The sequence below is a fragment of the Prauserella salsuginis genome (assembly GCF_024648885.1).
Classification (GTDB): Bacteria; Actinomycetota; Actinomycetes; order Mycobacteriales; family Pseudonocardiaceae; genus Prauserella; species Prauserella salsuginis.
On sequence record NZ_JANBBF010000008.1, the window covers coordinates 822,892 to 848,785 of the forward strand.

Sequence of the window (25,894 nt, forward strand, 5' to 3'; positions counted from 1 at the left end):
CCGTCCCACCAGCGGGCACGGACAGTACCGAGTCTGCTACGGAGAGCACGCAGCTGATGCCCGGGGTCGACTCGGGCGATGCGCCGACCCGGGACACCGCTGCGCCGGACCCGGCGAGCGACTCGGGTGAGCCGGCCGGCTCCGCGGAGGCCACCCAGCACATCGCGTGGCCGGAGACGGACGCGGAAACCACGCAGCAGGTCTCCGGCTCCGGCTCCGGCTCCGGCTCCGGCTCCGACGAGGACACGGTCGTCACCGCTGCTGCGAGCACACCGCTCTCGCCCGGGACGTCGCCGGACACGGCGAGCGAGACCACGCAGTTCATCCCCTCCGTCCCGGCCGACGATCCGCCGCCGCACCACCTGACGGCGGCACTTCCCGCGCAGGGCGCCGCGGCGGGGCCCGCAGGCACCGGCTCCGGGAACGACGGCACCGACCCCGGCGACACCGGCGACGACGAGCGCGGCGAGAGCCGCCTCGCCGCGCTGGGCAAGGCCCGCAAGCCCCTGCTGATCGCCGCCGCCGTCTTCGGGGTGCTGGCGCTCGTCTACGTGGTCGACGTGTTCGCCACCTCGGGCGACGTCCCGCGCGGCACCGTCGTGGCGGGCGTCGAGGTGGGCGGCATGAGCCGCGCGGACGCCGAGGAGAAACTCCGCTCCGAGCTGGAGCCGCGCATGACGCAACCCGTGCAGTACCGCGCGGGCGACGTCGAGGACGAGTTCGACCCCCAGCAGGCCGGACTCCGGCTGAACTGGAAGGAGACCCTCGACCGCGCGGGCGACCAGCCGCTCAACCCGTTCAGCCGGATCGCGTCCCTGTTCACCGAGCGCGAGGTCGACGTCGCCACGGAGACCGAGCGCAACCAGCTGGAGAACGCGCTCGTGTCGGTGCAGGAGACCGTGGACCGCGAACCGGTCGAAGGCACGATCGAGTTCGAGGGTGCCGATCCGAAGGCCGTCGAGCCGAAGAACGGGCAGAAGCTCGACGTGTCGAGTGCCGAGAACGTCATCACGCGTGACTGGGCCGACGGCAAGCGGATCGCACTGCCGGTCGACAGCACCCCGGTCTCGGTCAGCGCGCAGGACGTGCAGAAGATGCTGCGCGACGTCGCCGAGCCCGCGGTGTCGGCGCCGGTACTCGTCCGCGGCGAGGGCGCCGACGGCACGCTCGAACCGGAGGAGATCGCCGCGGCGCTGAGCTTCACCCCCGAGAGCGGCACGCTCACGCCGAAGATCGACCGGAAGAAGATGGTCGAGGGCGTCCAGGAGGAGTTGTCGAGCACGGTCCAGAAGGGCCGCGACGCCGAGATCGTGTTCGAAGGCGGCTCACCGACGGTCAAACCGTCCAAGGACGGCAAACACATCAAGTGGAAAGAGACGTTCCAGCCACTGATGGACGTGCTGCAGCGTGACCAGCAGCGCGAGATCAAGGCCGAGTACGAGAAGCAGGAAGCCGAGACCACGACGAAGGAGGCCAAGCAGCTCGGCGTCAAGGAGGTCATCGGCGAGTTCACGACCGGCGACTTCGCCGCCGATTCCGGGGTCAACATCCGCCGCGTCGCCGAAGAGGTCAACGGCGCCATCGTCAAGCCGGGCGAGACCTTCAGCCTCAACCAGCACACCGGCCCACGCACGAAGGCGCAGGGCTACGTCGAGGCGGGCATCATCGAGGACGGCGCTCCGGGCAAGGCCGTCGGCGGGGGCATCTCGCAGTTCGCGACCACGCTGTACAACGCGTCGTACTTCGCGGGCATGACCGACGCCGGCCACCAGGAGCACAGCTACTACATCAGCCGCTATCCCGAGGGCCGGGAGGCGACGGTGTTCCAGAACTCGGACGGTTCAAGCATCATCGACCTGGCCTTCACGAACAATCTGCCGAACGGCGTGGCGATCCAGACCGAGTGGACGCCGAACGACATCACGATCCGGCTGTGGGGCACGAAGAAGTACGACGTGCAGTCCCGCACCGGCGAGCGCACCGACGTCGTCAAGCCGAAGACGAAGAAGGGGCCCGAGGGCGAGGACTGCTCGCCGAGCGAGGGCGCCCCCGGTTTCACCGTGACCGACACGCGGGTGCTGCGGGACCTCGACTCCGGTTCCGTCAACGAGGAGACGCGAACGGTGCGCTACAACCCGCAGCCCAAGATCGTCTGCGGGAACAACCGGCCCTGACTCCCGGCAGCACGCCGGGCGGCGATCACCACGAACACGAAGAGCGGGCGGGCCCGAACCGGGCCCGCCCGCTCTCGTCGCCGCGCGGCCGGTGTCAGCCCACGGTGAGGATCGACCGCAGGTGCGAGACCTCCGACATGCGGCGCTCGGCCAGCCGGTCGGCTGCCGTCACCGCGGGCACACCCTCCTCGTCTGCGAGCGCGAACACCGCCTTGGCCGTGTCGTACAGCGACGTCGCCTTGAGCCGGGCCCGATCGGCGTCGTAGCCACGCAGTTCGTCACTGACCTGGATCGTGCCACCGGCGTTGACGAGATAGTCGGGGGCGAACAGGATGCCGCGGTCCTGCAGCAGCTTCTCGACGCCAGGATGGGCGAGCTGGTTGTTGGCGGCGCCGCAAACGATCGCCGCGCGCAACGCGGGCACGGTGTCGTCGTCGAGCACACCACCGAGCGCGCACGGGGCGAAGATGTCCACATCGGACGCGATCAGTGCGGCGGTGTCGTCGACGACCTCCACCGACGGGTGGACCGCACGGACCTGGTCGACGGCCTGCTCGTCGACGTCGGTGATGACGATCTCCGCCCCTGCCTGCGCCAGGTGGCCGACGAGCAGTTTGCCGACCTTGCCGACGCCTTCGACACCGACCCGCTTGCCCTTCAGCTCAGGACTTCCCCAGGCGTGTTCCGCCGAGGCGCGCATGCCCTGGTAGACACCGAACGCGGTGAGCTCCGAGGAGTCACCCGCACCGCCTTCCTCGCGCGAGCGGCCGGTGACGAAACCGGTCTCCCTGGCGATGATGTCCATGTCGCGCACATACGTGCCGACGTCGCACGCCGTGATGTACCGGCCGCTCAGCGACTGGATGAACCGGCCGTAGGCACGCAGCAGAGCCTCCGTCTTGAGCGTGGCGGGATCACCGATGATGACCGCCTTGCCACCGCCGAGGTCCAGTCCGGCGAGCGCGTTCTTGTAGGCCATCCCCTTCGACAGGGCCAGCACATCGTCGAGTGCGGCGTCCTCGTCCGGGTACGGGTAGAAGCGGGTGCCGCCGAGTGCCGGGCCCAGCGCGGTCGAGTACACCGCGATGATGGCCTTCAGTCCGGTGGCACGGTCATGACAGTAGACGACCTGCTCGTGGCCGCTCTCGCGGCCGAATACACCGTCGGTCACGGGTGGTGACTCCTTTGTCGGTTCCGGCGCGGCGCCGGTCGGCGCCGGTCGGGATCGGTTGTGGTCCACGGCGACGGCTGCGGGGTTGCCGCAGCGCACACCGCGCGAGCTCACGATAGCCCCGCGTCGAGGCGAGGGGGAAGCGACGGAGGTCGCCGACCGCCCTGCCGGGTGCCACGCGCTCCGCAGCCGCGTGACGTCGGCAGCCGCGCGCCGCCGGGGTCACGGTCGGTGACGGACCGCCGCCCTCGGCACCGCCGTGCTCGACACGCGCTCCCTCGACACCGGCTCCCTCGACACCGGCGCCGTGGCGGACCGCCCTGCCGTCTCCTCCGGCATCGGGGCGGGTTCGGCCGTAGCGGTCGACGGTGTCGACGCACCCGCCCCGTCATCCGGCTCGGGAACCGGCGCCGGCCTGCCACCCCGTGGCCGCAGGGCCGCGCCGGCGACGGTGACCGTGCCCAGCGCCGAGGCGACGGCCGCGTCGGCGAGCGCCGCTAGTTCCCGTCGATCCCCGGCGCGGCCCGGTGCGATCTCGGGGCACACTGTCAGTTCGAGCGTCAGGTCGGGGATGGCGACGGTGCGCCGCAGCGAGGCGATGAGCGACTCGGGGCCGATGAACGCGGGCCGGGTCGTCTCCCGGCCGCCCGCCAGGTACCGGACGGCCACCGGCCGCACGGGCACACCCGCGTCGATCGCCGCCTGGAACAGCGCAGGGCGGAACCGGCCGGACGCCGAACCGCACCACGTCGTGCCCTCAGGATTCACGGTGATCAATGCCCCGGAGCGCAGCGCCGTGGCCAACGCGTCCACGGCGGCGGGCAGCGCCGACAACCGCTCGCGGTCGAGGAACACCGTGCCCGCCCGCGACGCCAGCGTTCCCAGCACCGGCCACGAGGCGATCTCCCGTTTCGCGAGCGCCCGCATGGGACGCGTCGCGTTCAGACCGAGTATGTCGGCGAACGAGATGTGATTGCTGACCACGAGTGCACCGCGGCCGCTGCCGTCGAGCTCACCGTGGACCACGAGCCGGATTCCCAGCGCGGCCAGCAGCCCGCGGAACACGCCGCGTACGACGCGGTCGCGGCAGGGCGGTATCGCCAGCACCGGCACGAGCAGCAGACCGGCGGTGACGACCAGCGCCGCCCCGGTCAGCCGCAACGCCCGCCGCACCGCGCCGACGCGTGTCGCCTCCGGGGTGAGACAGCCGTCGCCGCACGGCGACACGGGCATCCACGGGTGGCTCATACCGCGGCTCCGAGAAAGTACTTGAGGTACCGCTCGTCGACCTGTTGCAGGTCGAGCAGCACGAAGAAGTCGGCGACGTCGAAGTCCGGGTCGTGGGCGGGTGGCCCGCAGACCCGTGCACCGAGGCGGACGTACCCGCGCAGCAGCGGTGGCAAGACCGGGCGGGCGGGTCGGGCGAGCTCGTCGCATCGCCACGGCTGCAGCGGTGTCACGCGGTGGGTTTCGTCGGCGAAGTGCTTGCTGCGCACGATGTCCCAGACGCCCGCGGCCTGCGCGCCGCCGTCGGCGAGCGGCACCGAGGCGCAGCCCGCGAGGTACCGATGCCCGGACAGCAGCATGTACCGCGCGATACCCGCCCACACCAGGCTGACGACGGCTCCCGTCCGGTGGTCGGCGTCCACACAGGACCGTCCGGTTTCGACGAGCGAACCACGCAGCGGGTTCAGTGCAGAGAGGTCGAATTCGGTGTCGGAGTAGAGATGCCCGGCCTCGCGCGCCCGGTCCGGCGGCAGCATCCGGTAGGTGCCGACGATCGCTCCGGTCTCGTCGTCGGTGACCACGAGGTGGTCGCAGAAGGCGTCGAACGGGTCGACGTCCGCACCGCCCGGCCCTGGTGCGAGCCGCGCGCCCATTTCCTCCGCGAAGACCCGGTGCCGCAGCCGCTGCGCGGCGAGCACCTCGTCCTCCCCTGAGGCGACGCGCAGTGAGTACCGCGCACCGCCCGCCGTCCGGTCCGTACTGAGCAGGGGCTGTGACCGCGTCATGACAGGGATGCTCGCGTCGGCAGGCAAACCGCGGCGGGCACCGGCCGTGGCCGGTGGCTGCACACCCGGTGAACGCTCCGTTCACACCGGCCTCACACGCGAACGGCCGCCTCCCCGCGCAGTGCGGGAAGGCGGCCGTGTGCTGCGAGCGTGGGTGTCTCAGCCCTTGCGCTTGGCGACCTCGTCGGTCAGCTGCGGAGCGACGGCGAACAGGTCGCCCACGACACCGAAGTCGGCGATCTCGAAGATCGGGGCCTCGGCGTCCTTGTTGACCGCGACGATCGTCTTCGACGTCTGCATGCCGGCGCGGTGCTGGATGGCACCGGAGATGCCGAGCGCGACGTACAGCTGCGGCGAGACCGTCTTACCGGTCTGGCCGACCTGGAACTGCGCCGGGTAGTAGCCGGAGTCGACGGCGGCACGCGAGGCACCGACGGCGGCACCGAGCGAGTCGGCCAGCTTCTCGACGACGTCGAACTTCTCGGCCGAGCCGACACCGCGGCCACCGGAGACGACGATCGACGCCTCCGTCAGCTCGGGCCGGTCGCCGCCTACGACCGGCTCGACACCGGTCACCTTGGCGGACTTGGCCGGGTCGGCGGCGGGCAGGGCCACCGTCTCCTCGGCGGCGGCACCGTCGGCCTGCTCGGCCTCGACCGCACCCGGGCGCACCGACACGACCGGCGTGCCCTTGGCAGCCTTGGACTTGACCGAGAAGGCACCACCGAAGATGGACTGGTCGACCGAGCCGTCGGCGTTCACACCGACCGCGTCGACGAGCACGGCGCCGCCGAGGCGGATCGCGAGCCGGCCCGAGACCTCCTTGCCCTCGGCCGTGGCGGACACCAGCACGGCGGCCGGCGACGCCTGCCCCGCGACGGTGGCGAGCGCGTCGACCTTCGGCGTCACCAGGTAGCCGGTGGCGTCATCGGACTCGGCCGCGTACACCTTCGCCGCGCCGTAGGAGGCCAGCGCGTCCTTCACCTTGCCGGCCGTGCCCGGGGCGCCGACGACGACCGCGGACGCCTCGCCCAGCGAGCGAGCGGCGGTGAGCAGCTCGAACGTGGACTTCTTGACCTCACCGTCGACGTGGTCGACGAGCACGAGTACTTCAGCCATGGTTCGTCTCCTTGAGTGGGATGAGGTCTGTCTCAGATGAGCTTCTGGCCGACCAGGTACTCGGCGACCTTCGTGCCGCCGTCACCGTCGTCGTCGACCCGCTCACCCGCGGCGCGCGGCGGCTTCGGTGCGACCTCGAGCACGGTCGCGGCGGCGCCCGCCAGGCCGAGCTCACCCGCGTCGACGCCGAGGTCGGCGACCGTGACGGTCTCCACGGGCTTCTTCTTGGCGGCCATGATGCCCTTGAAGGACGGGTACCGCGGCTCGTTGATCTTCTCGGTGACGCTCACGACGGCGGGCAGGCTCGCCTCAAGGTGGGTCACGCCGTCCTCTGTCTCGCGGTCGACCTTGAGGGTCGTGCCGTCGAGGGACAGCTCGCGGGCGTGGGTCAGCTGCGGCACACCGAGGATCTCGGCGAGCATCGCCGGGATCGCACCGCCGCGGCCATCGGAGGCCTCGTTACCGGCGATGACCAGGTCGTAGCCGTCGACCTTGCCCAGGGCACCGGCGATGACCTTCGCGGTGGCGACCATGTCCGAACCCTGCAGGGCCTCGTCGGAGACGTGGACGGCCTTGTCGGCGCCCATGGACAGAGCCTTACGGATGGCGTCGGTGGCTCGGTCGGGACCGACGCACAGGACGGTCACCTCGCCCTCGCCGGCCTCCTTGATCTTGAGTGCCTCTTCGACGGCGCGCTCGTTGATCTCGTCGATCACCGCGTCGGCGGACTCGCGGTCGAGGGTGTGGTCACTCTCGTTGAGCTTGCGCTCCGAGTACGTGTCCGGCACCTGCTTGACCAGTACAACGATGTTGGTCATGGAACTCCTTAGGCGCAATGCAGGGCGTTACTGGTCGGTAGATTAGGCGCAAAACCACTGGTACGCGCGCCTAGGTGACCACGTTCACCCGGAATCGCGTTTTAGTGGGACGATCGTTCAGATAACTGCCCGATCCGCTCGTCATTACACCACGTGCACGTCGTGTGTGCGCATGCTGCATGACACTCCCCCTAATGGGTGCAAACTTTGGCCGGCCGCCGGGTAGCGTCAGTCGCGTGCCTGTCGCAGTGATCACCGATTCCACGGCCAGCCTGCCGGAGCGGACCGCCAAGCAGTGGGACATCTCCGTCGTGCCCGTCCAGGTCGTCGTCGGCGACCGGGCCGACGACGAGAACCGCTACGACCGCGACGAGCTCGTGCGCCGATTGCGCGCCCAGGAACCGGTCACCACGCAACCCCCGGACCCGGGCGCGTTCTTCTGGACGTTCCAGGACGCCGTGAGCGCGGGCGCCACCGCGATCGTCTGCCTGCACATCTCCACCAAGCTCTCGGCAACGGCGGACGCGGCCCGCGAGGCGGCTCAGCAGGTCGGCGTTCCCGTGTACGTCCTCGACAGCGGCACCACGAACATGAGCCTCGGCTTCGCCGCTGTCTCGGCCGCGCGCGCCGCGGCCGCCGGCGCACCGGTGGAACGTGTGATGAGCGCGGCGGACGCCCGCATCCGCGGCAGCATCGAGCTCATCTACGTCGACACGCTCGACTACCTGCGCCGGGGCGGACGTATCGGCGGTGCGGCCGCCGTGATCGGATCCGCGCTGTCGATCCGGCCGATCCTGACGCTCAAAAGCGGCGAGGTGGCGCCGCTCGCGCGGGTCCCCGGGACCAAACGTGCCCTCGCCAAACTCGTCGACCTGGCCGTGGCACACGCGGGCGAGGCAACCGTCGACGTCGCCATCTCCTCGATGGAGGTCGGCGACCGCGAACACCGCGTCGCCGGCGAGCTCCGCAGGCGCCTACCCTCCCTCGGCGACCTCACGCTCGTACAGGGAAGCACCGTCATCGGCGCACACGTCGGCCCGGGAGCACTGGGGATCACCGTCTCCCCGGCCCAATGACCCCTCGTATCCGGTGAGCCGGCGGCAGTATCGCTCCGAACGTCTCGTACTGCCACCGATCACCCCGATGGCCACTCCCTCGCCGGTACTGTAGGACGCGGCCGGCGCCGGACGGGGTGAGACGCCCCGCAGCCGGACCCGATGACCGGCCGGACGGCCGACGGAAAGGACCACACATGGCATCGCTGTTCCACAAGGTGGCCCGGTTCGCGAAGAGCCCGGCGGGCAGGCGCGCGATCTCCGAGGCGAAGCGGATGGCCCGCGACCCCCACAAGCGCCAGCAGGCCAAGGAGGCCTTCGACAAGATCCGCAAGGGCGCGGGTGGCTCCCGCGGCGGTGGACAGCCGCCCACGTCCCGCTGACCAGTTCTCTCGGACGGCGCCCGCGTCTGGTTACCGGCAGGTAGGACGGCACAGCACGGCGGCTAGTCTCTCGGCGTGGACACGACGACGCGCGCCGAAGCCCTGCACCTCACCGGTGAGCGCACCGTGCCGGGCGTACCGGAGGAGAATTACTGGTACCGCAGGCACGAAGCCGCTTATCACGCGCTGCTGCCGTACTGCGCGGGCGCCATCGTCCTCGAGGCGGGCTGCGGCGAGGGATACGGCGCCGGCCTGATCGCCGACCACGCGGCCCGGGTCGTCGCGCTCGACTACGACCGGTCCGCCATCGGCCACGTCGCCCGCGGCTACCCCGCCGTACAGGCGCTGCACGGCAACCTCGCGGCGCTGCCGCTGGCCGGTGACCGGCTCGACGTCGTCGCCAACCTTCAGGTGCTCGAACACCTCTGGGACCAGTACGGATTCCTCGCAGAATGTCGCCGGGTGCTCCGGCCGGGGGGACGGCTCCTGCTGACCACCCCGAACCGGCTCACCTTCACCCCCGACAGCGACACCCCGCTGAACCCGTATCACACCCGGGAACTCTCACCCTCCGAATTGGACGAGATGCTCCGCGAGGCCGGGTTCGCGGTCGAACGGCTCGCGGGGCTGCACCACGGTGCCGGCGTGCGGTCGCTCGACGAGCGCTACGGCGGGTCGATCATCGACGCCCAGCTCGAGGTCGTCATGGGCTCGCTGCCAGGGCAGGCGCAGTGGCCCGACGCGCTCCTCGCCGACGTCGCCGCCATCCGCGCCGAGGACTTCGACATTCACGACCACGACCTCGACGCGAGCCTCGACCTGGTGGCCGTGGCGGTGCGGCCGTGACGGGCGCGGGATCCGGCAGCGACTCCGAGGGCACGTTCTGCCTCGTACTGCACAGCCACTTGCCGTGGCTGCCGCACCACGGCACCTGGCCGGTCGGTGAGGAATGGCTCTACCAGGCGTGGGCCCATTCGTACCTGCCGGTGATGGACCTGCTGCGTCGGTTCGCCGACGAGGGCAAACGCGACGTGCTGACCCTCGGTGTCACTCCGGTGCTGGCGGCACAGCTCGACGATCCGTACGCACTGCGCGCGATGCACGACTGGCTCGGCACGTGGCGACTGCGTGCCGAGCACGCCGCGAGCCTGTGGCGCGGCGACCCGCTCCTGTCCGACCTCGCGGCCGGCGAACACCGCGCCGCCACCCACGCGCTGGGTGAACTCGAGACGACGTGGCGGCACGGGCTCTCCCCCGTCCTGCGGTCGCTTGTGGACAGTGATGTCGTCGAACTCCTCGGCGGCCCACTGGCGCACCCGTTCCAGCCGTTGCTCGACGACCGGGTCCGCAGGTTCGCGCTGTCGGAAGGACTCGCCGACACGGCGCTACGGCTCGGCAACCGGCCCGCGGGCATCTGGGCGCCGGAGTGCGGTTACGCACCGGGCATGGCCGACACGTACGCGGCGGCGGGCGTGCAGCGCTTCCTCGTCGACGGCCCGGCCCTCCACGGTGACACGGCCACGGCACGTACGGTCGGCGACTCCGGCGTGGTCTGCTTCGGCCGCGACCTCGACGTCACCTACCGGGTCTGGTCGCCGAAGGCCGGCTACCCCGGACATGCGACGTACCGCGACTTCCACACGTGGGCACACGAGGTGGGCATCAAACCGTCACGCGTCACCGGCAAAGAGGTCCCGCCTCAGGACAAGGCGCCCTACGACCCGGCCAGGGCCGCGGGCACCGTGCAGACGCACGTGAAGGATTTCGTCGACACCGTCGTGACCCGACTGCGGTCGTTGCGCGCACGTGACGGTCGCGAAGCGCTCGTGGTGGCCGCCTACGACACCGAGCTGTTCGGGCACTGGTGGCACGAAGGGCCGCAGTGGCTGGAGGGCGTGCTGCGCGCGCTGCCGGAAGCCGGGGTCCGTGTGACGACGCTGCGCGGCGCCGTCGACGCCGGCCACGTCGGCGCGCCCGTGGAGCTGCCCGCCTCCTCGTGGGGATCGGGCAAGGACTGGCGCGTGTGGGACGGCGAACAGGTGGCCGACATGGTCGACGCGAACACCCGGCTGCAGCAGCGGCTGCTGTCGCTGGACGTGCCACGCGACCATCGCGACCCGGTCGCGGATCAGGCCCTACGGGAGGCACTGCTCGCCCTGTCCAGCGACTGGGCCTTCATGGTCACCAAGGACTCGGCCGCCGACTACGCGCGCCGGCGCGCCCGTGAGCACACCGCCCGCTTCGACGAGCTGGCGGCCCTGCATCGCGCCGGCGACCCGCGCGGCGGCCGACTGGCCGCCGAGCGGCGCAGGGCGAGCCCGTTCGGCCGCCTCGACGCCCGTTCGCTCTGACCTCGAGGCCCGCTCGCTCTGCCGGAGCGGCTCAACCGGTGCCCTCGGCGAGCACCGCGCGGTTGGCCTCGGCCGCGGCGTCGAGGTCGACCTTGTGCACGCGGCGGTCGTAGGTCAGCAGGCCGTTGACCTCGTTCTCGACGTCCGTGGTCTGCGTGTAGATCGCCGCGGACAGCCCCAGCTCGCGCACCACGGTGCGCAACTCGCGAGCCACCTCGACGTACCGGCGGGTCAGCTCCTCGGCGGAGCCGGTCAGCTCGTAGGCCACGGGCTCACCCGGCCACAGGTGTCCCTCGACGGCCAGTCCCAGCCCGCCGTACTCGCCGTCGGCCGTGGCCCGATGATCGGTCGCGAGCGGCCTACCCGGGCCGACGTAGGTGTGGTCGTCGTAGATGTGCCCGGCCCCGGAGTCGGGGTGCGAATGACAGCAGTTGACGCCGCTGTCGGCGACGACGAGCCGTTCCGGGTCGGCCGCCACCAGCTCCTCGGTGATTCGCGCGGTGTCGTACTCACCCCAGCCCTCGTTGAACGGTGTCCACACCACGAGCGACGTGACCGACCGCAGCGTCGCGACGATGTCGGCCAGGTCGTCCTCGAACCGCCCGCAGGCTCGGTCCACGGGACGGGCCTGCGGGCCGGGAGGGTTGTCGAGCACGATCGGCAGCGACGGGATGTCCTGCCATACGAGCAGCCCGAGCCGGTCCGCCCAGTGGTACCAGCGGGCGGGCTCGACCTTGACGTGTTTGCGGACCGTGTTGAAGCCGTAGGCCTTCGCCTGTTCCAGGTCGTGCCTCAGCGCCTCGTCCGTGGGAGCGGTGTAGATGCCGTCCGGCCAGTAGCCCTGGTCGAGCGGGCCGTACAGGAACGTGATCCGCCCGTTGACAGCGATCCGCGGACGGCCCTCGGTGTCGCGGACCAGACCGACCGTGCGCAGGCCGACATGACTGTGGACCTCGTCGAGCAGCGCACCCGATGTGGTGCGCAGCCGGACGGTGACGTCGTACAGGTGCGGATCCTCCGGACTCCACGGCCGCGGTGACGGCACCTCGACCCGAACCGGACGTTCCGGCATCCCCGTGACCGTCACGCCTGCGGCCTCGACCTCGACGACGGCGCCGGTCGCTGCGGGTTCCTCGGCCCCGGACACGGCTGCCGTCACGGCGAACCCCGCGAGGTCCGAGGTCATGTCGAGCCGGTCGATACGGGTGTGCGGCACGGCTTCCAGCCACACGGTCTGCCAGATACCGGACGCGCCGGTGTAGAGGATCCCGCCGGGCCGGTTGGCCTGTTTGCCGACGGGGAAGGTGCCGCTGTTACCCGTGTCCTCGGCACGCACGAGGATCTCCTGCTCCCCGCTCCCCCTGCCGTCCGGGGCGCTGCCTGCCGGGCCCTCGGCCCGCAGCACGTCGGTGATGTCGACGCTGAACGGCGTGTATCCGCCCTCGTGACGTGCGACGAGCTGGTGGTTGACCCACACCGTGGCGATCTGGTCGACCGCCCCGAAGTGGAGCAGGATCCGGCCTGCGCGCCAGTCCGCTGGCACGTCGAAGGTGCGCCGGTACCACATCCGCTCCGCCCGGCGGCCGATTCCGGAGAGTGCGGCCTCGGGCGGGAACGGGACGACGATCTCGTCCCTGCGCTGCGGCGTCCCGTCGGCGCTCGCAGCGGTGAACTCCCACCGCCCGTTCAGGGTCCGCCACCGGTCACCACGGGTGAGCTGCGGGCGCGGATGTTCCGGCAGCGGGTCGTCCGGGTCGACGTCGGCGGTCCACGGCGTCGTCAACGGCGCGACCGGCCTGCCGTCGGGTCCGATCGCGGCCGTGCGGTCGGGATCGCGGTCGAGCTCGTCGGACGGCCCGACCGCATCGGGTGCCACGGGCCCGGCGGGTGCCGTCGGCGCCGATGCGGCTGCCAGGGCGTGCGCGTCGGCCCCGGTCGCCGACCCGGTGGTCGACCCGGAGGGCCCCGATGCGGGAGCCGTCCCGGGCTCCGCCACTGGAGCTGCGGTGGGATCCTCGACAGGGTGCGCGGTGGTGTCCCGGGCGTGTTCCGGCGCTGACTGGGCGGCGGAGTCTGCTGCGGAGTTCACGGCGGAGTGCGATGTGATGTCGGCGTTCATCGCCACCGATGGTTCCAGAAACCGTGGCGCGGGCACCGGCACACGCACCCGCGGCACCGCCCCGCGGCACCGCCTCCGGCACCCGATCGCGCTGCCGGGCCGCGCCGCCGGGTCGCGTCATCTCCCGGCACCGGAACGCCCGAACGACGCCGCGGCTGCCACACGGGTGAGGCGGGACAACGGAAGTCCCGCACGGCCCTGGCGGACGTGTGCGGGACTCCGCACCCCGAGCCGCCGCACGAACGACCCGGACGGCCATGGTCCTCCCCTCCATACCGCGGCGCGTCCCGCTCATCGGGTGAACCGTGCGCGATCGCCACCGGCGGAGCGACGGGCGTACCGACCACTCGGCCGGGTGTAGCTGGCCGGTACCCATACCGATGAGTAACCTCCAATCATGCGCGTGTTGATGCTCTCGTGGGAGTACCCGCCGGTCGTGGTCGGCGGGCTCGCCCGGCATGTCCACGCTCTGGCCCGTCACCTCGTCGCCGACGGCCACGAGGTGACGGTGCTGTGCCGGCATGTCGCGGGGACCGATGCCGAGACGCATCCGACGTCCGACGAGGTAGCCGAGGGCGTACGGATCATCCGCGTGGCCGAGGACCCGCTGCATGTGACATTCGAACGCGACCTGGTGGCCTGGACACTGTCGATGGGCCACGCGATGATCCGTGCCGGTGCACGACTGGTGCGCGAATGGCCGCCCGACGTGGTACACGCGCACGACTGGCTGGTCACGAACCCCGCGGTCGCACTCGCCGACACGGCGGGTGTGCCGTTGGTCGGGACGATCCACGCGACCGAGGCCGGCAGGCATTCGGGATGGTTGTCGCACCCGCTGAACCAACAGGTGCACTCGGCCGAGTGGTGGCTGGCCAACCGGTCCGATGCGCTCATCACGTGTTCGCAGGCGATGCGCCGCGAAGTGGCACAGCTGTTCGACCTCGATCAGGAGGCGATCAGCGTGATCCACAACGGCATCGAGGAACGCGGCTGGCAGGTCCCCATCGACGAGATCACCACCGCGCGCGCACGCCACAGCCCGGACGGCGCTCCCCTGCTGCTGTACTTCGGCAGGCTGGAATGGGAGAAGGGCGTGCAGGACCTGCTGGCCGCACTCCCCGAGGTGCGGGGCCGGCATCCCGGCACCCGGCTGGTCGTGGCGGGCGTCGGCAGGCACCACGACGAGCTCGTCGAGCAGGCGGGCACGCTCGGCCTGTCCGAGGCGATCGACTTCGTCGGCCACCTTCCCGATCTGCGCCTGCGCGCTGTGCTCGCCGCCGCCGACGCGGTGGTACTGCCCAGCCGGTACGAACCGTTCGGCATCGTCGCGCTCGAGGCCGCCGCGGCCCGACGTCCCCTCGTGGCATCCACGGCAGGCGGCCTCGGTGAGGTCGTGATCGACGGCGAGACCGGCCTGGCGTTCGATCCGGGCGACGTGCCGGCCATCTCCGGCGCCGTCGACGCCGTGCTGGCCGACAGCGGCGCCGCGGAACGCCGCGCGCACGCCGCGCAGTCCCGGTTGGCCGCCGATTTCGACTGGGCACGGATCGCCGCCAGCACCGCCGAGGTGTATCGGCGCGCCCGGCCCGGCGGCCCACAGGGCCTCGCCCGCCCGAAGATCCCCACCGGCAACGTGTTCGACAGGCACCACGGCGACTGAACACCACGGCGACCTCTAGACGCCGGGCGGAACCACCGCACGGCTCCGGGCTGCGCGCCCGTTCCGGAACATGCCGGGCGGGTGGGGAACGCCGGGGCGGCCGTTCCCCACCCGGCCTCATGCCCGGGCCGAGGTCAGCTGCTGTGCGATGTCGTCGGCGTAGGTGCCGACGCGGGCGTACACGCCTGGATTGTCCGGACGCGCGCAGCCGTTGCCCCACGACACGACACCGGCCAGCCTGCCGTCGACGACCAGCGGGCCGCCCGAATCACCCTGACAGGCGTCGACGCCGCCCTCCGGGAAGCCGGCACAAACCATTCCCTCGGGGTCGTACTCGGAGCCGTAGGACGCGGCGCAGTCCTCGTCCGAGGTCATCGGCACTGCGCCTTGGAGCAAGGTGTCCGACGAGGAACCGCCTTCCGAAGTGGTGCCCCAACCCGCAACCGTCGCGTCGGTACCCGGCTCGTAGCTCGGATCGTCGGTGGCGGAGGCCAGTTCGATCGGTTCGGCGTCGGTCACCGGTGACGAGAGTGTCAGCACCGCGACATCGGCCCCGCTCGTGACACTGGTGTAGTCCGGGTGTACCCAGATGTCGCTGACCGGAGTCTCACTCCCCTCGTCGGTGGTCAGGTCGGTGCGACCGGTGACAGCCACGACGTCGGCCGGATCCTGGCCCTCGGCGCAGTGTGCCGCCGTGAGGACCTTGTCCTCGGCGATGAGCGAGCCGCCGCAGAACTGGAAACCCGAGGCGTCGGTGAGCGCGACCGCGTAGGGGAAATCGGCGATGTCGGCGGGCGACCCGCCGACGACGTTGGGCGTGACGCCGGTGGTCTCGTCGGCGTGCGCGACCGTGAACGAGCCGCAGACGACCGCCAGCGCCGCCACGCTCACGCCCGCGGCGCGGGCGAAGTTGCGTGCGTTTCGAGCCATGGGGAGCTACCTCCAATGTGGGAAAGTCACTGACCGCCCACCCATGGCAGCGCACCGCACCCGTGCCCGACAAGCGACGGAAGTACTGGCAAAAACCGGGTCTTGCCTCGCGGCGCGATCTGTGTTGTTCCTGGTCGCAGGGCGGATAATGCGCAGGTCCGCACCACCTACGGCCGTCGGTTCCTCCCGGCGGACACCCGCTCCCGCTCCTTGTCAGATCGTCACGAACGGTCCACACGTGTGGCCCCGGCACGGTGCGAAAGGCCCGTTCGCGGCACCCCGGACACGGCGGGCGCGGCGACGACGGAGGCCAAGAGCGCGGCACCGAGCGCACACCGCACCTCCCGCGGCCCGCGGCCTTCCGATGCGCCCCTGAGACGCGCCCCGAACTCGCCGCGGCCGCGCCTCACGACCGGTAGATCGCCTCGTAGAGCTCCCGGTTCGCGGCGTCGGCCGCGATGGCCCGCTCACGCCGGATCGCACGCGCCTGGCCGTAGGCGAAACCGTGCTTGGCGACGCGCAGTTCGACACTCTCGTCACCGTAGGCCTGGGAGTAGAACACGCCCACCACGATCGCCATCAGCGACAGGGACAGCCGCAGCCCCAACGGGCCCGGCAACAGCAACCACACGGACGCGAGCGGCACCAGATACACCAGGTTGCGCGCGGCGAGTCGCCAACGCCACGCCCGGTTCGTCGCGTCCTTCAGCACCCACGGAGCGAGGTCGGCCGGCAGCCGGCCACCCACCGAGTACCGGAGCCAGTGGATCGGACCGGGACGCACCTTCTCCTCGCTCGCCGCCATAATCGATAGGCTAACAGTTAATGCACTAACCGAACGGGGTGACGGTGATGACAGACATCGATCTGGGAGAGGATCCGCTAGCGCTGGAACGGCAGGTGTGCTTCGCCCTGTCGGTCGCGTCCCGGAGTGTCATCGGCGTCTACCGGCCGTTGCTCGAACCACACGGGCTCACGCATCCGCAGTACCTCGTGCTGCTCGCGCTGTGGGAACGGTCCCCTCGCTCCGTGCGCGACCTCGGCGAGACGTTGTGCTCCGAACCCGCCACGCTGTCGCCGTTGCTCAAACGTCTGGAGACGTTGGGCTACATCGCACGCAGGCGACGCGCAGGCGACGAGCGCACCCTCGAGGTATCACTGACCGATGCGGGGCAACGGCTCCGCACCGAGGCCGAGCACATCCCGTACCGCGTCGTCGAACGCCTGGGACTCGACGTCGCGGAGCTCGAGCGGCTCAACGGCGCCCTGCACCGTGTGATCGAGGCCGCGCGTCACTGAGCGGCGGTCCACCGTGAGCGGGCGGGCCATCGTGAGCGGGCGGGCCACCGTGAGCGGGCGGGCCACCGTGAGCAGGCGGGCCACCGTGAGCAGGCGGTGCGGCCGGGGCGTTCGCCCGCCGCACCGCGGCGCCCAGTTTGCCGATGCCGTAGAGCACGTAGCCGGCAGCGACCACCGCGATCAGCAACACGGCGATCATGCCGGCGAACTCGTCGTCACCGGGGTCCAGGAACCCGTAGATGCTCAGCCCCGCGGCGAGGTAGTACACGAGGTAGGCCAGCGGGAACGCGATCCACGTCAGTGGGTGCCACCACCGCGTGTCGGCCTGATTCCGGCCCACGGCACACCAGTCCACGAGCACCAGCAGCGGCGTCACGATGTGCTCGAACGGCAGATAATCCGGATCGCCGCCCATGAGCCCGAAGAACGCACCCGCGACGAGGAGCAACAGCACGGTCGTGGCGCCGCGCAACCAGGGACTGCGCGGCTCGTGCCGCCTGCCTGCCGTGAACAGCGGATACGCCAGCAGTCCGAGGTAGACGATGCCCGCGAGCAGGCTGGCGAGCTGGCTCAGTGCCTCGAAGTTCTCGCTCCAGCCGGTCGCGTCGCCGACCCCGTACAGGGCACACGCGGCGACAACGAGCCGCCACACGCTGACCCCGGCCAGCACACCGGGGTGCACCCGCCGGGGCTGCGGCGCGCCGTACGACGGCTGCGCCGGCTGCCCTTGCGGGGCCTGGTATCCGGGCGGCGGATAGCCCGGCGGCGGAGGATGCGCCCCCTGCGGAGCCCCTGGCACCCGCGGCGGCTGTGACCCCGCTGCCGGCTGCGGCGGCCCCTGTCCCGGTGACACAGGCTCCGGCGGCCCCGGCGGAGGCGACCACTGTGACGACTGTCCGTGCGATGGCTGTCCGTGGGACAGCCGATCCTGCGGAGCCTGCTGTCGCGGGTCGCCGTACGGCTGCTGAGACCGCGGGCCCTGCGCAGGCCCCTGGGGTGTCCGCCCTGCCATGCGCGTCATCCTGACAGAGCCGCTCCGGCCGCAGTGACTCTTTCCGGGAGACGCGAACGGGCACCGTCTGCCGCCAGGCGGCGGCGCGGCAGACGGTGCCCGGGGTCGCGCTGCTCAGACCGTGGCGTTGGTCAGGTAGCGCGCGTACGCACCCGTGGTGACGAAGCCCGGCAGCTTCTCCCCGAGCGCGGTCTCGACGAAGAGCTCACGCGCGTCGGACAGCCGGGTCTCATCCCCAAGATCGGCACGCACCGCGGCGAGTTCCTCGTCGAGCCATTCGGTGACCAGCTCACGCGTGACGACCGTGCCGTCGGTGAGCTTGGTGTCGTGGCGGATCCACTGCCACACCTGGCAGCGGGCGATCTCCGCCGTGGCGGCGTCCTCCATCAGCCCGTGGATGGCCGCGGCGCCGGTGCCGCGCAGCCACGCGTCGAGGTACCGGAGCGTGACGTTGATGTTGCCGCGCACACCCTCCTCGGTCACCTCGCCGCCCGCGCTGGCGACGTCCAGCAGGTCCGCCGCGGTGACGTCGACGTCGTCGCGCCGCACGGCGAGCTGGTTCGGCTCGTCGCCGAGGACGGCGTCGAACGTTTCGCGGCAGGTCTCCACCAAACCGGGGTGGGCGACCCACGAACCGTCGAACCCGTCCGCGGCCTCACGCTGCTTGTCCTGACGGACCTTCTCCAGCGCGACGGCATTGGCCTCGGCGTCCTTGCTCGGCACGAACGCGGCCATACCGCCGATCGCGTGGGCCCCGCGCCGGTGACAGGTCTGGACCAGCCGCTCGGTGTAGGCACGCATGAACGGGACCGTCATGGTGACGTCGCCGCGGTCGGGCAGGACGAAGTCCGCACCGGCGTCGCCGAAGGTCTTGATCATCGAGAAGATGTAGTCCCAGCGGCCGGCGTTGAGCCCGGCGGCGTGCTCTCGCAGTTCGTAGAGGATCTCGTCCATCTCGAACGCCGCGGTGATCGTCTCGATCAGCACGGTCGCCCGAATCGTGCCCTGGGGCAGGCCGATCTCCCGCTGCGCCATGCGGAACACGTCGTTCCACAGCCGCGCCTCGCGGTGGCTCTCGAGCTTCGGCAGGTAGAAGTACGGTCCGAGTCCCTTCGCCACGAGCCGCTTGGCGTTGTGGAAGAAGTACAGGCCGAAGTCGAACAGGCTCGCCGACACCGGCCGCCCGTCGATGCGGACGTGCTTCTCCACGAGGTGCCAGCCGCGCGGCCGGACGACGGGCGTGGCCGGGTCCTCGCCGATCGTGTAGTGCTTGCCGCCCGATTCGAAGTCGATGTCCCGGCGGATCGCGTCGTAGAGGTTCAGCTGGCCGCCGACCACGTTCTCCCAGGTGGGCGACGTGGCGTCCTCGAAGTCGGCCAGCCACACCTTCGCACCCGAGTTGAGGGCGTTCACGGTCATCCTGCGGTCGACCGGGCCGGTGATCTCCACTCGGCGGTCCTCCAGCCCCGGGGCCGGCAACGCCACCTGCCAGGAGGCGTCGTCACGGATCGCGGCGGTCTCGGGCAGGAAGTCGAGCTGCTCCTCACCTGCGGCGATCCGCTCGCGGCGGTGGCGCCGCACGTCGAGCAGTTCACGGCGACGCTCGGCGAAGGCGTTGTCGAGCTTCGCCACGAACGCGAGCGCGGCGGGGGTGAGGATCTCGTCGTAGCGACCTGCGGCCTCGCCGGTGACGGTCAGCCTGTGGTCGAACCTGTCAGCCATGATCGGACCCCTCTCGGGCGGGCACTCCGGGCGGCGGGCGCTGCGGAGTGGTCGGGAAAGCGGGTGGGCCGGCCCGGTGGATGTGACCGGCCCACCCGCTATGGGGGTGTCACGGCATGAGCGCTACGCAACGGGCCGTGACACGGTGTTTTCTCAGAACTGCGCTTCCTCGGTGGAACCGGTCAGCGCCGTGGTGGAGCTCTCGGGGTTCAGGGCGGTCGACACGAGGTCGAACCAGCCGGTGCCGACCTCACGCTGGTGCTTGGTGGCGGTGTAACCCCGGTCCTCCGAGGCGAACTCGCGCTCCTGCAGGTCCACGTAGGCGGTCATGCCGTTGCGGGCGTAGCCGTGGGCCAGGTCGAACATCGAGTAGTTCAGCGCGTGGAAGCCGGCCAGCGTGATGAACTGGAACTTGAAGCCCATGGCGCCGAGCTCACGCTGGAAGCGCGCGATCGTGTCGGCGTCGAGGTGCTTGCTCCAGTTGAACGACGGCGAGCAGTTGTAGGCGAGCATCTGGTCCGGGTACTCGGCCTTGACCGCCTCGGCGAACTTGCGGGCCACCTCGAGGTCCGGCGTGCCGGTCTCCATCCAGATGAGGTCGGAGTACGGCGCGTAGGCCTTGGCACGCTCGATGCAGGGCTCGATGCCGTTGCGGACCTTGTAGAAACCCTCGGACGTGCGCTCGCCGGTCAGGAACTGCTGGTCGCGCTCGTCGACGTCGCTGGTCATCAGCGTCGCGGCCTCGGCGTCGGTGCGGGCGATGATGAGCGAAGGAACGTCCATCACGTCGGAGGCCAGCCGGGCGGCGTTCAGCGTCCGCTCGTGCTGCTTCGTCGGGATGAGGACCTTGCCGCCCAGGTGACCGCACTTCTTCTCGGAGGCCAGCTGGTCCTCCCAGTGCACGCCCGCGGCGCCGGCGTTGATCATGCCCTTCATCAGCTCGAACGCGTTGAGCGGGCCACCGAAGCCCGCCTCGGCGTCGGCGACGATCGGGGCGTACCAGTCGATGTCGGTGTTGCCCTCGGACCAGGCGATCTGGTCGGCGCGGCCCAGCGCGTTGTTGATGCGGCGCACGACGGCCGGGACCGAGTTGGCCGGGTACAGGCTCTGGTCGGGGTAGGTCTGGCCGGACAGGTTGGCGTCGGCCGCGACCTGCCAACCGGACAGGTAGATCGCCTTGAGGCCGGCACGCACCTGCTGGACGGCCTGGTTACCGGTCAGCGCACCGAGGGCGTGCACGTAGTCCTCGGTGTGCAGCAGGTCCCACAGCTTCTCGGCACCACGGCGCGCGAGGGTGTTCTCCTCGACGACGCTGCCGCGCAGCTTGGCGACGTCCTCCGCGGTGTAGGCGCGCTCGACATCCTTCCAACGGGGGTCGGTGTCCCACTTCTTCTTCAGCTCCGCGGCCGTCTGCTCCAGGTTCTGTGCCATCGAACTCTCCACCTTTGCGAACTTTGCGATTGACTCGCTGTGTAGATCGACCATGACATGCGCTGCGAAAACTCGGCCACATCTCCAATTTGCAAATTTCTGCAAAATTTCCGTAGGATGTTGTGAAGGTTGCGAACACGGCATTCGCACGAACGGGAAAAGACGGCGACTGAACCGGTTACTTGACCGTTTCGGTACGAAAGATCTACGGGACGTGATGCTGCGATGGACAAGACTTTCGCCGGGGGCAAGCTGCGCCATCTGAGGGAAAGCCGCTCGATGAGCCAGGCGGACATGGCCAGACTGCTCGACATCTCGCCCAGCTACCTCAACCAGATCGAGCACAACTCCCGTCCGCTGACCGTTCCGGTGCTGCTGCGGATCACCGAGGCGTTCGGCGTCGACACCGAGTTCTTCTCCAACACCGACACCGCGCGCCTGGTCGCGGACGTGAAGGAGGCGCTGCTCGACGAGGCGGTCGGCATCGAGGCCACGACCGGCGAACTCAACGAGCTCGCCTCCAACCTGCCGCACGTGGCATCCGCCCTGGTCAAGCTGCACCGCAACTACCGCAACGCCGTGGAGACCACCGCCGCGCTGGTCACCGAGAACGGCATGGGCCAGCACGGCAGCGCCGCCGCTCCCCTGCCCCACGAGGAGGTGCGCGACTTCTTCTACGAACGGGAGAACTACGTCGGCGAGCTCGACGAACGCGCCGAGCGCATGGCCGCCGACATGGGCCTGCGCAGGGGCGAGACGGTGCACCGGACCCTGCTGGACAGGCTCACCGACCACTACGGCGTGCAGGTCACCGGCGACGGCATCGACGAGGCTGCAGGTCAGCAGCACCGCTACGAGCCGGATGCGAAAGTGCTGCGCCTTGCCCCGAGCCTGCGCATCGGTCAGCGGGCGTTCCGCATGGCCTCGCAGATCGCGCTGCTCGAGTACGACGACCTGATCACCGAACTGGCCGACTCGTGGGCGTTCTCCGGCCCCGCCGCGCGCTCGCTGGCGCGCGTGGGACTGGCCAACTACTTCGCGGGTGCGCTGATCCTGCCCTACGGGCCGTTCCTGTCGATGGCCGAGAAGTACCGCTACGACATCGAGCGGCTGTGCGACGAGTTCGGCGTGGGGTTCGAGACGGTGTGTCACCGGCTGTCGACGATGCAGCGGCCGAAGGCGCGCGGCGTGCCGTTCTCGTTCGTGCGCGTCGACCGGGCCGGCAACATGTCGAAGCGGCAGTCCGCGGCCGGGTTCCACTTCTCCCGGGTGGGCGGCGCGTGCCCGCTGTGGAACATCTACGAGGCGTTCACCTCCCCGGGCAAGGTCATCACCCAGGTGGCGACGCTGCCGGACGGCAAGAGTTACTTCTGGATCGCGCGCACGATCTCGCGCAACGTGGGCGGCTACGCGAGTCCCGGCAAGACGTTCTCGGTCGGCCTCGGCTGCGAACTCCGGCACGCCCGGCGGCTGGTGTACTCGGCCGGCCTCGACCTCGACGACCGCACCGCGGCCACGCCGATCGGCATGGGCTGCAAGGTGTGTGAACGTCCCGCCTGCCCGCAGCGGGCGTTCCCCCACATCGGCAAGCAACTCACGGTCGACGAGAACACCAGCACGTTCGTCCCCTACCCGGCGGTGCCGAAACCCGAGGAGTGACGGCGGAGAACTGACTGTCCGGCGACTGACCGCCCGCCGTCGCAGGGCGGCAGCCGGACCGTGCGGCCCTGCGACTGCCGGCCGGCCCGCCCGGGCGCCGGTGCCGGACCCTCGACGCGACAGCGAGCAGCGCGACAGCGAGCAGGGCGGCGGTCGCCGATGCGGTTCACGCGGCGAAGGTTCTGCGGTAGGCGGTCGGTGTGAGACCGGTGTGCTCGGCGAGGCGGTTGCGGAGGTTGGCCGCCGTGCCCAGGCCGCTCTGGTCCGCGACCTGGTCGACGGACAGGTCGGTCCGTTCGAGGAGCCGCCGAGCGTGCTCGACACGGACCGTGGTCAGCCATTGGATCGGGGTGCAGCCGAGTTCGGCACGGAATCGCCGGTGCAGGGTCGCCGGGCTCATGGCCGCCCGTGCGGCGATGTCCGCGACCGAGATGGGCCCGGTCGCGTGGTGTTCGGCCCAGCGCAGGGCGGCGGTGAGGGGACTTTCGGCTTCCGTGGGGATGGGGCGTTCGATGAACTGCCGCTGCCCACCGGGCCGGTGTCCCGGAAACACGAGACGGCGTGCGACCGCCGCACCGATCTCCGCGCCGTGATCGCGGCGCACCACGTGCAGAGCCAGGTCGAGGGCGGCGGCGCTGCCCGCCGAGGTGAGGACGTCGCCGTCGTCGACGAAGAGGACGGCGTCGTCGACGCACACGTGTGGGTACCGGGCGCGGAACTCCTCGGCCCACTGCCAGTGCATCGTGACGCGGCGCCCGTTCAGTACGCCCGCCTCGGCGAGGGTGAACGCACCGGTGCACATCCCGATCATGCGGGAGCCACGGTCATGCGCCCGCGCGATCGCGCGGAGCACGTCGGGGTGGTGCGGCGCTGCGGTGTCGGGCCGATTCGGGACGATCACCGTGTCCGCGTGCTGCAGCGCCGACAGGCTCGCGACACCGGTCATGGCGAACAAGCCCTGTCGCATCGTCACCGTCGGCCCGCGCGCACACAGCCGCACGTCGTAGAGCAGCCCGCCGATCTCTGGCCGGTCGATGCCGAGGACCTCCGTCAGACACGCCACCTCGAACGGGTTCGAGCCCACGTCGATCAGAGCGACCACGGTGCGGCGCTGCGAGGAATGTTGCGACATACGTCATTCCTTGCACTGTCGGGCGAGACGCGCAAGACTCCAGGATCGGGATATGACGCATGCGACCGCGAACATCGACACCGCCCTGGCGTCGTTCCAGGAGCCGTGGAGTCCCCGCATCCTCACCCGGGTCAACGACTACGACGTCCGCCTGGCGAAGCTGGAGGGTGCATTCGTGTGGCATTCCCACCCGGACACCGACGAGCTGTTCGTCGTCCTCGATGGCAGTCTCGACATCCACCTCCGGGAATCCGGCACGGAGACCGTCGTGCACCTCGGTCGCCACGACGTCTTCGTCGTCCCACGCGGTGTCGAGCACTGCCCGGAGTCGGCGGAGGGTGCGGCGGTGATGCTGCTCGAGCCGACCGGGACGCTCAGCACCGGCGATTACGACGGGGGCATCCCCGACCACATCACCTCGACGACGGGCCTGCCCGCGTAGACCCCGCGGACCTGCCGGGACGTGTCGACCAGGCGCGATCGGCCGGGCCACGGGCCGACGGGCGGCCTGCACGGGCGCCGAGCCGGGACGACGCCGAGGACGGCCCGGGTTCCCGGACCGTCCTCGGCGTCGTGGAGACCGGCTTACGGCTCGGCGACGGTGCGGGCCGTGTCCCCGATGCTCGGACCGCGCGGCGGGATCGCGTCGTAGGCGGCCGGATCCAGGTTGTCCACCTGACCGCTCGACAGCGACGACAACATTCCGTCGAGTCCCGTGTAGACGGTGCGCACGAGCTGTTCGCGGTACTTCTGGCCGAGCGTCTGGGTCTGTCCCCGTACCTCGAACAGGACCGCGCCACTGCCGTTCAGGGCGAACGATCCCAAGCCCGTCCCCGGCAGGTTGATGTCCTGCGGGTACAGGGTGATGTTGCCGAACAGCGGGTTGTGGTTCGCCTTGGCCTGCAATGCGTTGTAGGCCGCGACGTTGAGCTGCTTCGCGTAGTCGAGGTCGTATTCGTCGGCGTACTGCTGATAACCCGGTGTGGCGGCCGGGTCGTCGACGAACTTGCCGGACAGCGACATCGTCACGAACCGGTCCGGGTCGTCCGGCATCACGTAGCACGCGCCCTGGTGGTGCAGATCGACGTACGTGTCGACCGTGCCGAACTCCTCCTCCAGTCCGACGTAGACGTCGCGGACGGCGCGCGTCTCCGGGGAGAGGTACCAACCGGTGTCGGCGGAGGTTCCGGGGAAGTCCGCGGCCTTCGGCTCGTACGATAGGTCGGGGTTGTAGTCACGGTTGATGTCGAAACCAGGCCGCTGCGAGTAGTCGTCACCCTGGCGCTGACCGGTGTAGTAGTTCCACGCCGGGTCGGCATCGGCGAGCTGCGGGTACCGCTGGACGACCTCGTCCCACGTCATGTCGTTGCCGCGCCGGTCGAGTTCCGCGGCGTCCGGGTTCATCTTCGGGACCGCCACGATCGTCAGCTCGTCGCGCCAGCGCTCGGCCTTCGGGCTGTCGCTCGTCCCGACGAACTCGAGCAGCCGCAGCAACGCGTCGGTGCCGGTCTTCTCGTTACCGTGGATCTCGCTGGTCAGCAGGACGGCCTTGGGGCCGTGTCCCGCGCGGGCCGACCAGATCTCGCGGTCGCGGTTGCTCCGGCCGATCTCGTCGACGTCGATCTTGCCGCCGGACACCCGCTCGAGGCGCTGCAGTTCGATGCCGAGTTCCCGGTGATCGGTGAACTCGTGGACGGGCAGATCCTGCGGTTCGTCACTGCACTTCTGGGCAGCGGGTGCGCCCGTGGCCGGCTGCTGGGCCGTCGCCGGCACGGCGGCGACGAGCGACAACACGGCGGCACCGGCGACGACGGCCGCCAGCGAACGTTTCGGTCTGAACACGG

22 protein-coding genes are annotated in these 25,894 nt (G+C 70.6%); 9 read left to right on the forward strand and 13 right to left on the reverse strand.

Translation table 11 applies throughout. The features are described from left to right. Window positions 1–56 precede the first annotated feature (56 nt). Window positions 57–2,174: a VanW family protein gene (locus tag LY40_RS05300; protein WP_307876534.1), complete on the forward strand. Its 2,118-nt coding sequence runs from the start codon at window positions 57–59 to the stop codon at window positions 2,172–2,174. Window positions 2,175–2,268: 94 nt separating this feature from the next. Here the strand turns inward: LY40_RS05300 and LY40_RS05305 are convergent, their stop codons facing one another. The 5 genes from LY40_RS05305 to LY40_RS05325 form a co-directional block, all read right to left on the reverse strand. Next, window positions 2,269–3,345 (reverse strand): Glu/Leu/Phe/Val dehydrogenase dimerization domain-containing protein, encoded by a 1,077-nt coding sequence (locus LY40_RS05305; RefSeq protein WP_183787047.1) that lies wholly within the window; start codon window positions 3,343–3,345, stop codon window positions 2,269–2,271. 222 nt (window positions 3,346–3,567) lie between these two features. Further along, window positions 3,568–4,593 (reverse strand): lysophospholipid acyltransferase family protein, encoded by a 1,026-nt coding sequence (locus LY40_RS05310; protein WP_372497680.1) that lies wholly within the window; start codon window positions 4,591–4,593, stop codon window positions 3,568–3,570. Next, on the reverse strand, window positions 4,590–5,357 hold the full coding sequence (locus LY40_RS05315; protein ID WP_258936103.1) for a GNAT family N-acetyltransferase: 768 nt from the start codon (window positions 5,355–5,357) through the stop codon (window positions 4,590–4,592). Before LY40_RS05315 ends, LY40_RS05310 begins: the two co-directional genes overlap by 4 nt. Window positions 5,358–5,516: 159 nt before the next feature. Then, window positions 5,517–6,476, reverse strand: coding sequence for an electron transfer flavoprotein subunit alpha/FixB family protein (locus tag LY40_RS05320; RefSeq protein WP_258936104.1), 960 nt, complete (start codon window positions 6,474–6,476; stop codon window positions 5,517–5,519). Between the two features lie 32 nt (window positions 6,477–6,508). Then, entirely contained in the window at window positions 6,509–7,294 is a 786-nt protein-coding gene (locus LY40_RS05325) for an electron transfer flavoprotein subunit beta/FixA family protein (protein ID WP_258936105.1), read from the reverse strand. Between the two features lie 194 nt (window positions 7,295–7,488). On the opposite strand from LY40_RS05325, the gene LY40_RS05330 reads away from it, so the two are divergent. The 4 genes from LY40_RS05330 to LY40_RS05345 all read left to right on the forward strand — a co-directional run bounded on the left by LY40_RS05330 (window position 7,489) and on the right by LY40_RS05345 (window position 11,083). Continuing rightward, on the forward strand, window positions 7,489–8,370 hold the full coding sequence (locus LY40_RS05330; protein WP_258936106.1) for a DegV family protein: 882 nt from the start codon (window positions 7,489–7,491) through the stop codon (window positions 8,368–8,370). Between the two features lie 176 nt (window positions 8,371–8,546). Continuing rightward, a complete protein-coding gene (locus tag LY40_RS05335; RefSeq protein WP_183787053.1) occupies window positions 8,547–8,732 on the forward strand; it encodes a hypothetical protein in 186 nt (61 codons plus the stop codon). Between the two features lie 75 nt (window positions 8,733–8,807). Next, window positions 8,808–9,578 (forward strand): class I SAM-dependent methyltransferase, encoded by a 771-nt coding sequence (locus LY40_RS05340; RefSeq protein WP_183787054.1) that lies wholly within the window; start codon window positions 8,808–8,810, stop codon window positions 9,576–9,578. Then, complete coding sequence (locus LY40_RS05345) at window positions 9,575–11,083, forward strand: 1,4-alpha-glucan branching protein domain-containing protein (RefSeq protein WP_258936107.1); 1,509 nt, start codon at window positions 9,575–9,577, stop codon at window positions 11,081–11,083. The genes LY40_RS05340 and LY40_RS05345 overlap by 4 nt, the downstream gene beginning before the upstream one ends. 31 nt (window positions 11,084–11,114) lie before the next feature. On the opposite strand, the gene LY40_RS05350 is transcribed toward LY40_RS05345, so the two are convergent. Then, window positions 11,115–12,866 (reverse strand): glycoside hydrolase family 2 protein, encoded by a 1,752-nt coding sequence (locus tag LY40_RS05350; RefSeq protein ID WP_307876637.1) that lies wholly within the window; start codon window positions 12,864–12,866, stop codon window positions 11,115–11,117. A 733-nt stretch (window positions 12,867–13,599) separates the two neighbouring features. Here LY40_RS05350 and LY40_RS05355 point away from each other — a divergent pair. Next, on the forward strand, window positions 13,600–14,865 hold the full coding sequence (locus LY40_RS05355; protein WP_258936108.1) for a glycosyltransferase family 4 protein: 1,266 nt from the start codon (window positions 13,600–13,602) through the stop codon (window positions 14,863–14,865). Window positions 14,866–14,982: 117 nt separating this feature from the next. Here the strand turns inward: LY40_RS05355 and LY40_RS05360 are convergent, their stop codons facing one another. Together LY40_RS05360 and LY40_RS05365 are read right to left on the reverse strand one after the other, a co-directional pair. Next, window positions 14,983–15,795: a S1 family peptidase gene (locus LY40_RS05360; protein ID WP_183787058.1), complete on the reverse strand. Its 813-nt coding sequence runs from the start codon at window positions 15,793–15,795 to the stop codon at window positions 14,983–14,985. Between the two features lie 406 nt (window positions 15,796–16,201). Further along, window positions 16,202–16,600 carry a DUF5313 family protein gene (locus tag LY40_RS05365; RefSeq protein ID WP_258936109.1) on the reverse strand — a complete coding sequence of 133 codons (399 nt, stop codon included), beginning with the start codon at window positions 16,598–16,600 and terminating at the stop codon, window positions 16,202–16,204. Window positions 16,601–16,647: 47 nt separating this feature from the next. On the opposite strand from LY40_RS05365, the gene LY40_RS05370 reads away from it, so the two are divergent. Then, a complete protein-coding gene (locus LY40_RS05370) occupies window positions 16,648–17,094 on the forward strand; it encodes a MarR family winged helix-turn-helix transcriptional regulator (RefSeq protein WP_183787060.1) in 447 nt (148 codons plus the stop codon). On the opposite strand, the gene LY40_RS05375 is transcribed toward LY40_RS05370, so the two are convergent. The 3 genes from LY40_RS05375 to aceA all read right to left on the reverse strand — a co-directional run bounded on the left by LY40_RS05375 (window position 17,051) and on the right by aceA (window position 21,259). Further along, complete coding sequence (locus LY40_RS05375; protein ID WP_258936110.1) at window positions 17,051–17,893, reverse strand: Pr6Pr family membrane protein; 843 nt, start codon at window positions 17,891–17,893, stop codon at window positions 17,051–17,053. The genes LY40_RS05370 and LY40_RS05375 overlap by 44 nt on opposite strands. Window positions 17,894–18,220: 327 nt before the next feature. Beyond that, window positions 18,221–19,828, reverse strand: a complete 1,608-nt coding sequence (aceB, locus tag LY40_RS05380) for a malate synthase A (RefSeq protein WP_183787062.1) — start codon at window positions 19,826–19,828, stop codon at window positions 18,221–18,223. Window positions 19,829–19,981: 153 nt separating this feature from the next. Further along, entirely contained in the window at window positions 19,982–21,259 is a 1,278-nt protein-coding gene (gene aceA, locus LY40_RS05385) for an isocitrate lyase (protein WP_258936111.1), read from the reverse strand. A gap of 225 nt (window positions 21,260–21,484) precedes the next feature. On the opposite strand from aceA, the gene LY40_RS05390 reads away from it, so the two are divergent. Continuing rightward, entirely contained in the window at window positions 21,485–22,918 is a 1,434-nt protein-coding gene (locus LY40_RS05390; protein WP_183787064.1) for a short-chain fatty acyl-CoA regulator family protein, read from the forward strand. Window positions 22,919–23,084: 166 nt separating this feature from the next. Here the strand turns inward: LY40_RS05390 and LY40_RS05395 are convergent, their stop codons facing one another. After that, window positions 23,085–24,050: a GlxA family transcriptional regulator gene (locus LY40_RS05395; RefSeq protein WP_258936112.1), complete on the reverse strand. Its 966-nt coding sequence runs from the start codon at window positions 24,048–24,050 to the stop codon at window positions 23,085–23,087. A 52-nt stretch (window positions 24,051–24,102) separates the two neighbouring features. Between LY40_RS05395 and LY40_RS05400 the strand changes: the two genes are divergently transcribed. After that, on the forward strand, window positions 24,103–24,492 hold the full coding sequence (locus tag LY40_RS05400; protein ID WP_183787066.1) for a cupin domain-containing protein: 390 nt from the start codon (window positions 24,103–24,105) through the stop codon (window positions 24,490–24,492). 143 nt (window positions 24,493–24,635) lie between these two features. Here the strand turns inward: LY40_RS05400 and LY40_RS05405 are convergent, their stop codons facing one another. Next, the gene (locus LY40_RS05405; RefSeq protein WP_372497681.1) at window positions 24,636–25,892 is read right to left on the reverse strand and encodes a M14 family zinc carboxypeptidase; all 1,257 of its coding nucleotides are present in this window, start codon (window positions 25,890–25,892) and stop codon (window positions 24,636–24,638) included. Window positions 25,893–25,894 lie beyond the last annotated feature (2 nt).

Bases quoted from the DNA above. Each gene is read 5' to 3' on its own strand.
- LY40_RS05300 (WP_307876534.1), top strand. From the start codon at position 57: ATGCCCGGGGTCGACTCGGGCGATGCGCCGACCCGGGACACCGCTGCG.
- LY40_RS05310 (WP_372497680.1), bottom strand. From the start codon at position 4,593: ATGAGCCACCCGTGGATGCCCGTGTCGCCGTGCGGCGACGGCTGTCTC.
- LY40_RS05315 (WP_258936103.1), bottom strand. From the start codon at position 5,357: ATGACGCGGTCACAGCCCCTGCTCAGTACGGACCGGACGGCGGGCGGT.
- LY40_RS05320 (WP_258936104.1), bottom strand. From the start codon at position 6,476: ATGGCTGAAGTACTCGTGCTCGTCGACCACGTCGACGGTGAGGTCAAG.
- LY40_RS05325 (WP_258936105.1), bottom strand. From the start codon at position 7,294: ATGACCAACATCGTTGTACTGGTCAAGCAGGTGCCGGACACGTACTCG.
- LY40_RS05330 (WP_258936106.1), top strand. From the start codon at position 7,489: ATGGGTGCAAACTTTGGCCGGCCGCCGGGTAGCGTCAGTCGCGTGCCT.
- LY40_RS05335 (WP_183787053.1), top strand. From the start codon at position 8,547: ATGGCATCGCTGTTCCACAAGGTGGCCCGGTTCGCGAAGAGCCCGGCG.
- LY40_RS05355 (WP_258936108.1), top strand. From the start codon at position 13,600: ATGCGCGTGTTGATGCTCTCGTGGGAGTACCCGCCGGTCGTGGTCGGC.
- LY40_RS05360 (WP_183787058.1), bottom strand. From the start codon at position 15,795: ATGGCTCGAAACGCACGCAACTTCGCCCGCGCCGCGGGCGTGAGCGTG.
- LY40_RS05365 (WP_258936109.1), bottom strand. From the start codon at position 16,600: ATGGCGGCGAGCGAGGAGAAGGTGCGTCCCGGTCCGATCCACTGGCTC.
- LY40_RS05370 (WP_183787060.1), top strand. From the start codon at position 16,648: ATGACAGACATCGATCTGGGAGAGGATCCGCTAGCGCTGGAACGGCAG.
- aceB (WP_183787062.1), bottom strand. From the start codon at position 19,828: ATGGCTGACAGGTTCGACCACAGGCTGACCGTCACCGGCGAGGCCGCA.
- aceA (WP_258936111.1), bottom strand. From the start codon at position 21,259: ATGGCACAGAACCTGGAGCAGACGGCCGCGGAGCTGAAGAAGAAGTGG.
- LY40_RS05390 (WP_183787064.1), top strand. From the start codon at position 21,485: ATGGACAAGACTTTCGCCGGGGGCAAGCTGCGCCATCTGAGGGAAAGC.
- LY40_RS05395 (WP_258936112.1), bottom strand. From the start codon at position 24,050: ATGTCGCAACATTCCTCGCAGCGCCGCACCGTGGTCGCTCTGATCGAC.
- LY40_RS05400 (WP_183787066.1), top strand. From the start codon at position 24,103: ATGACGCATGCGACCGCGAACATCGACACCGCCCTGGCGTCGTTCCAG.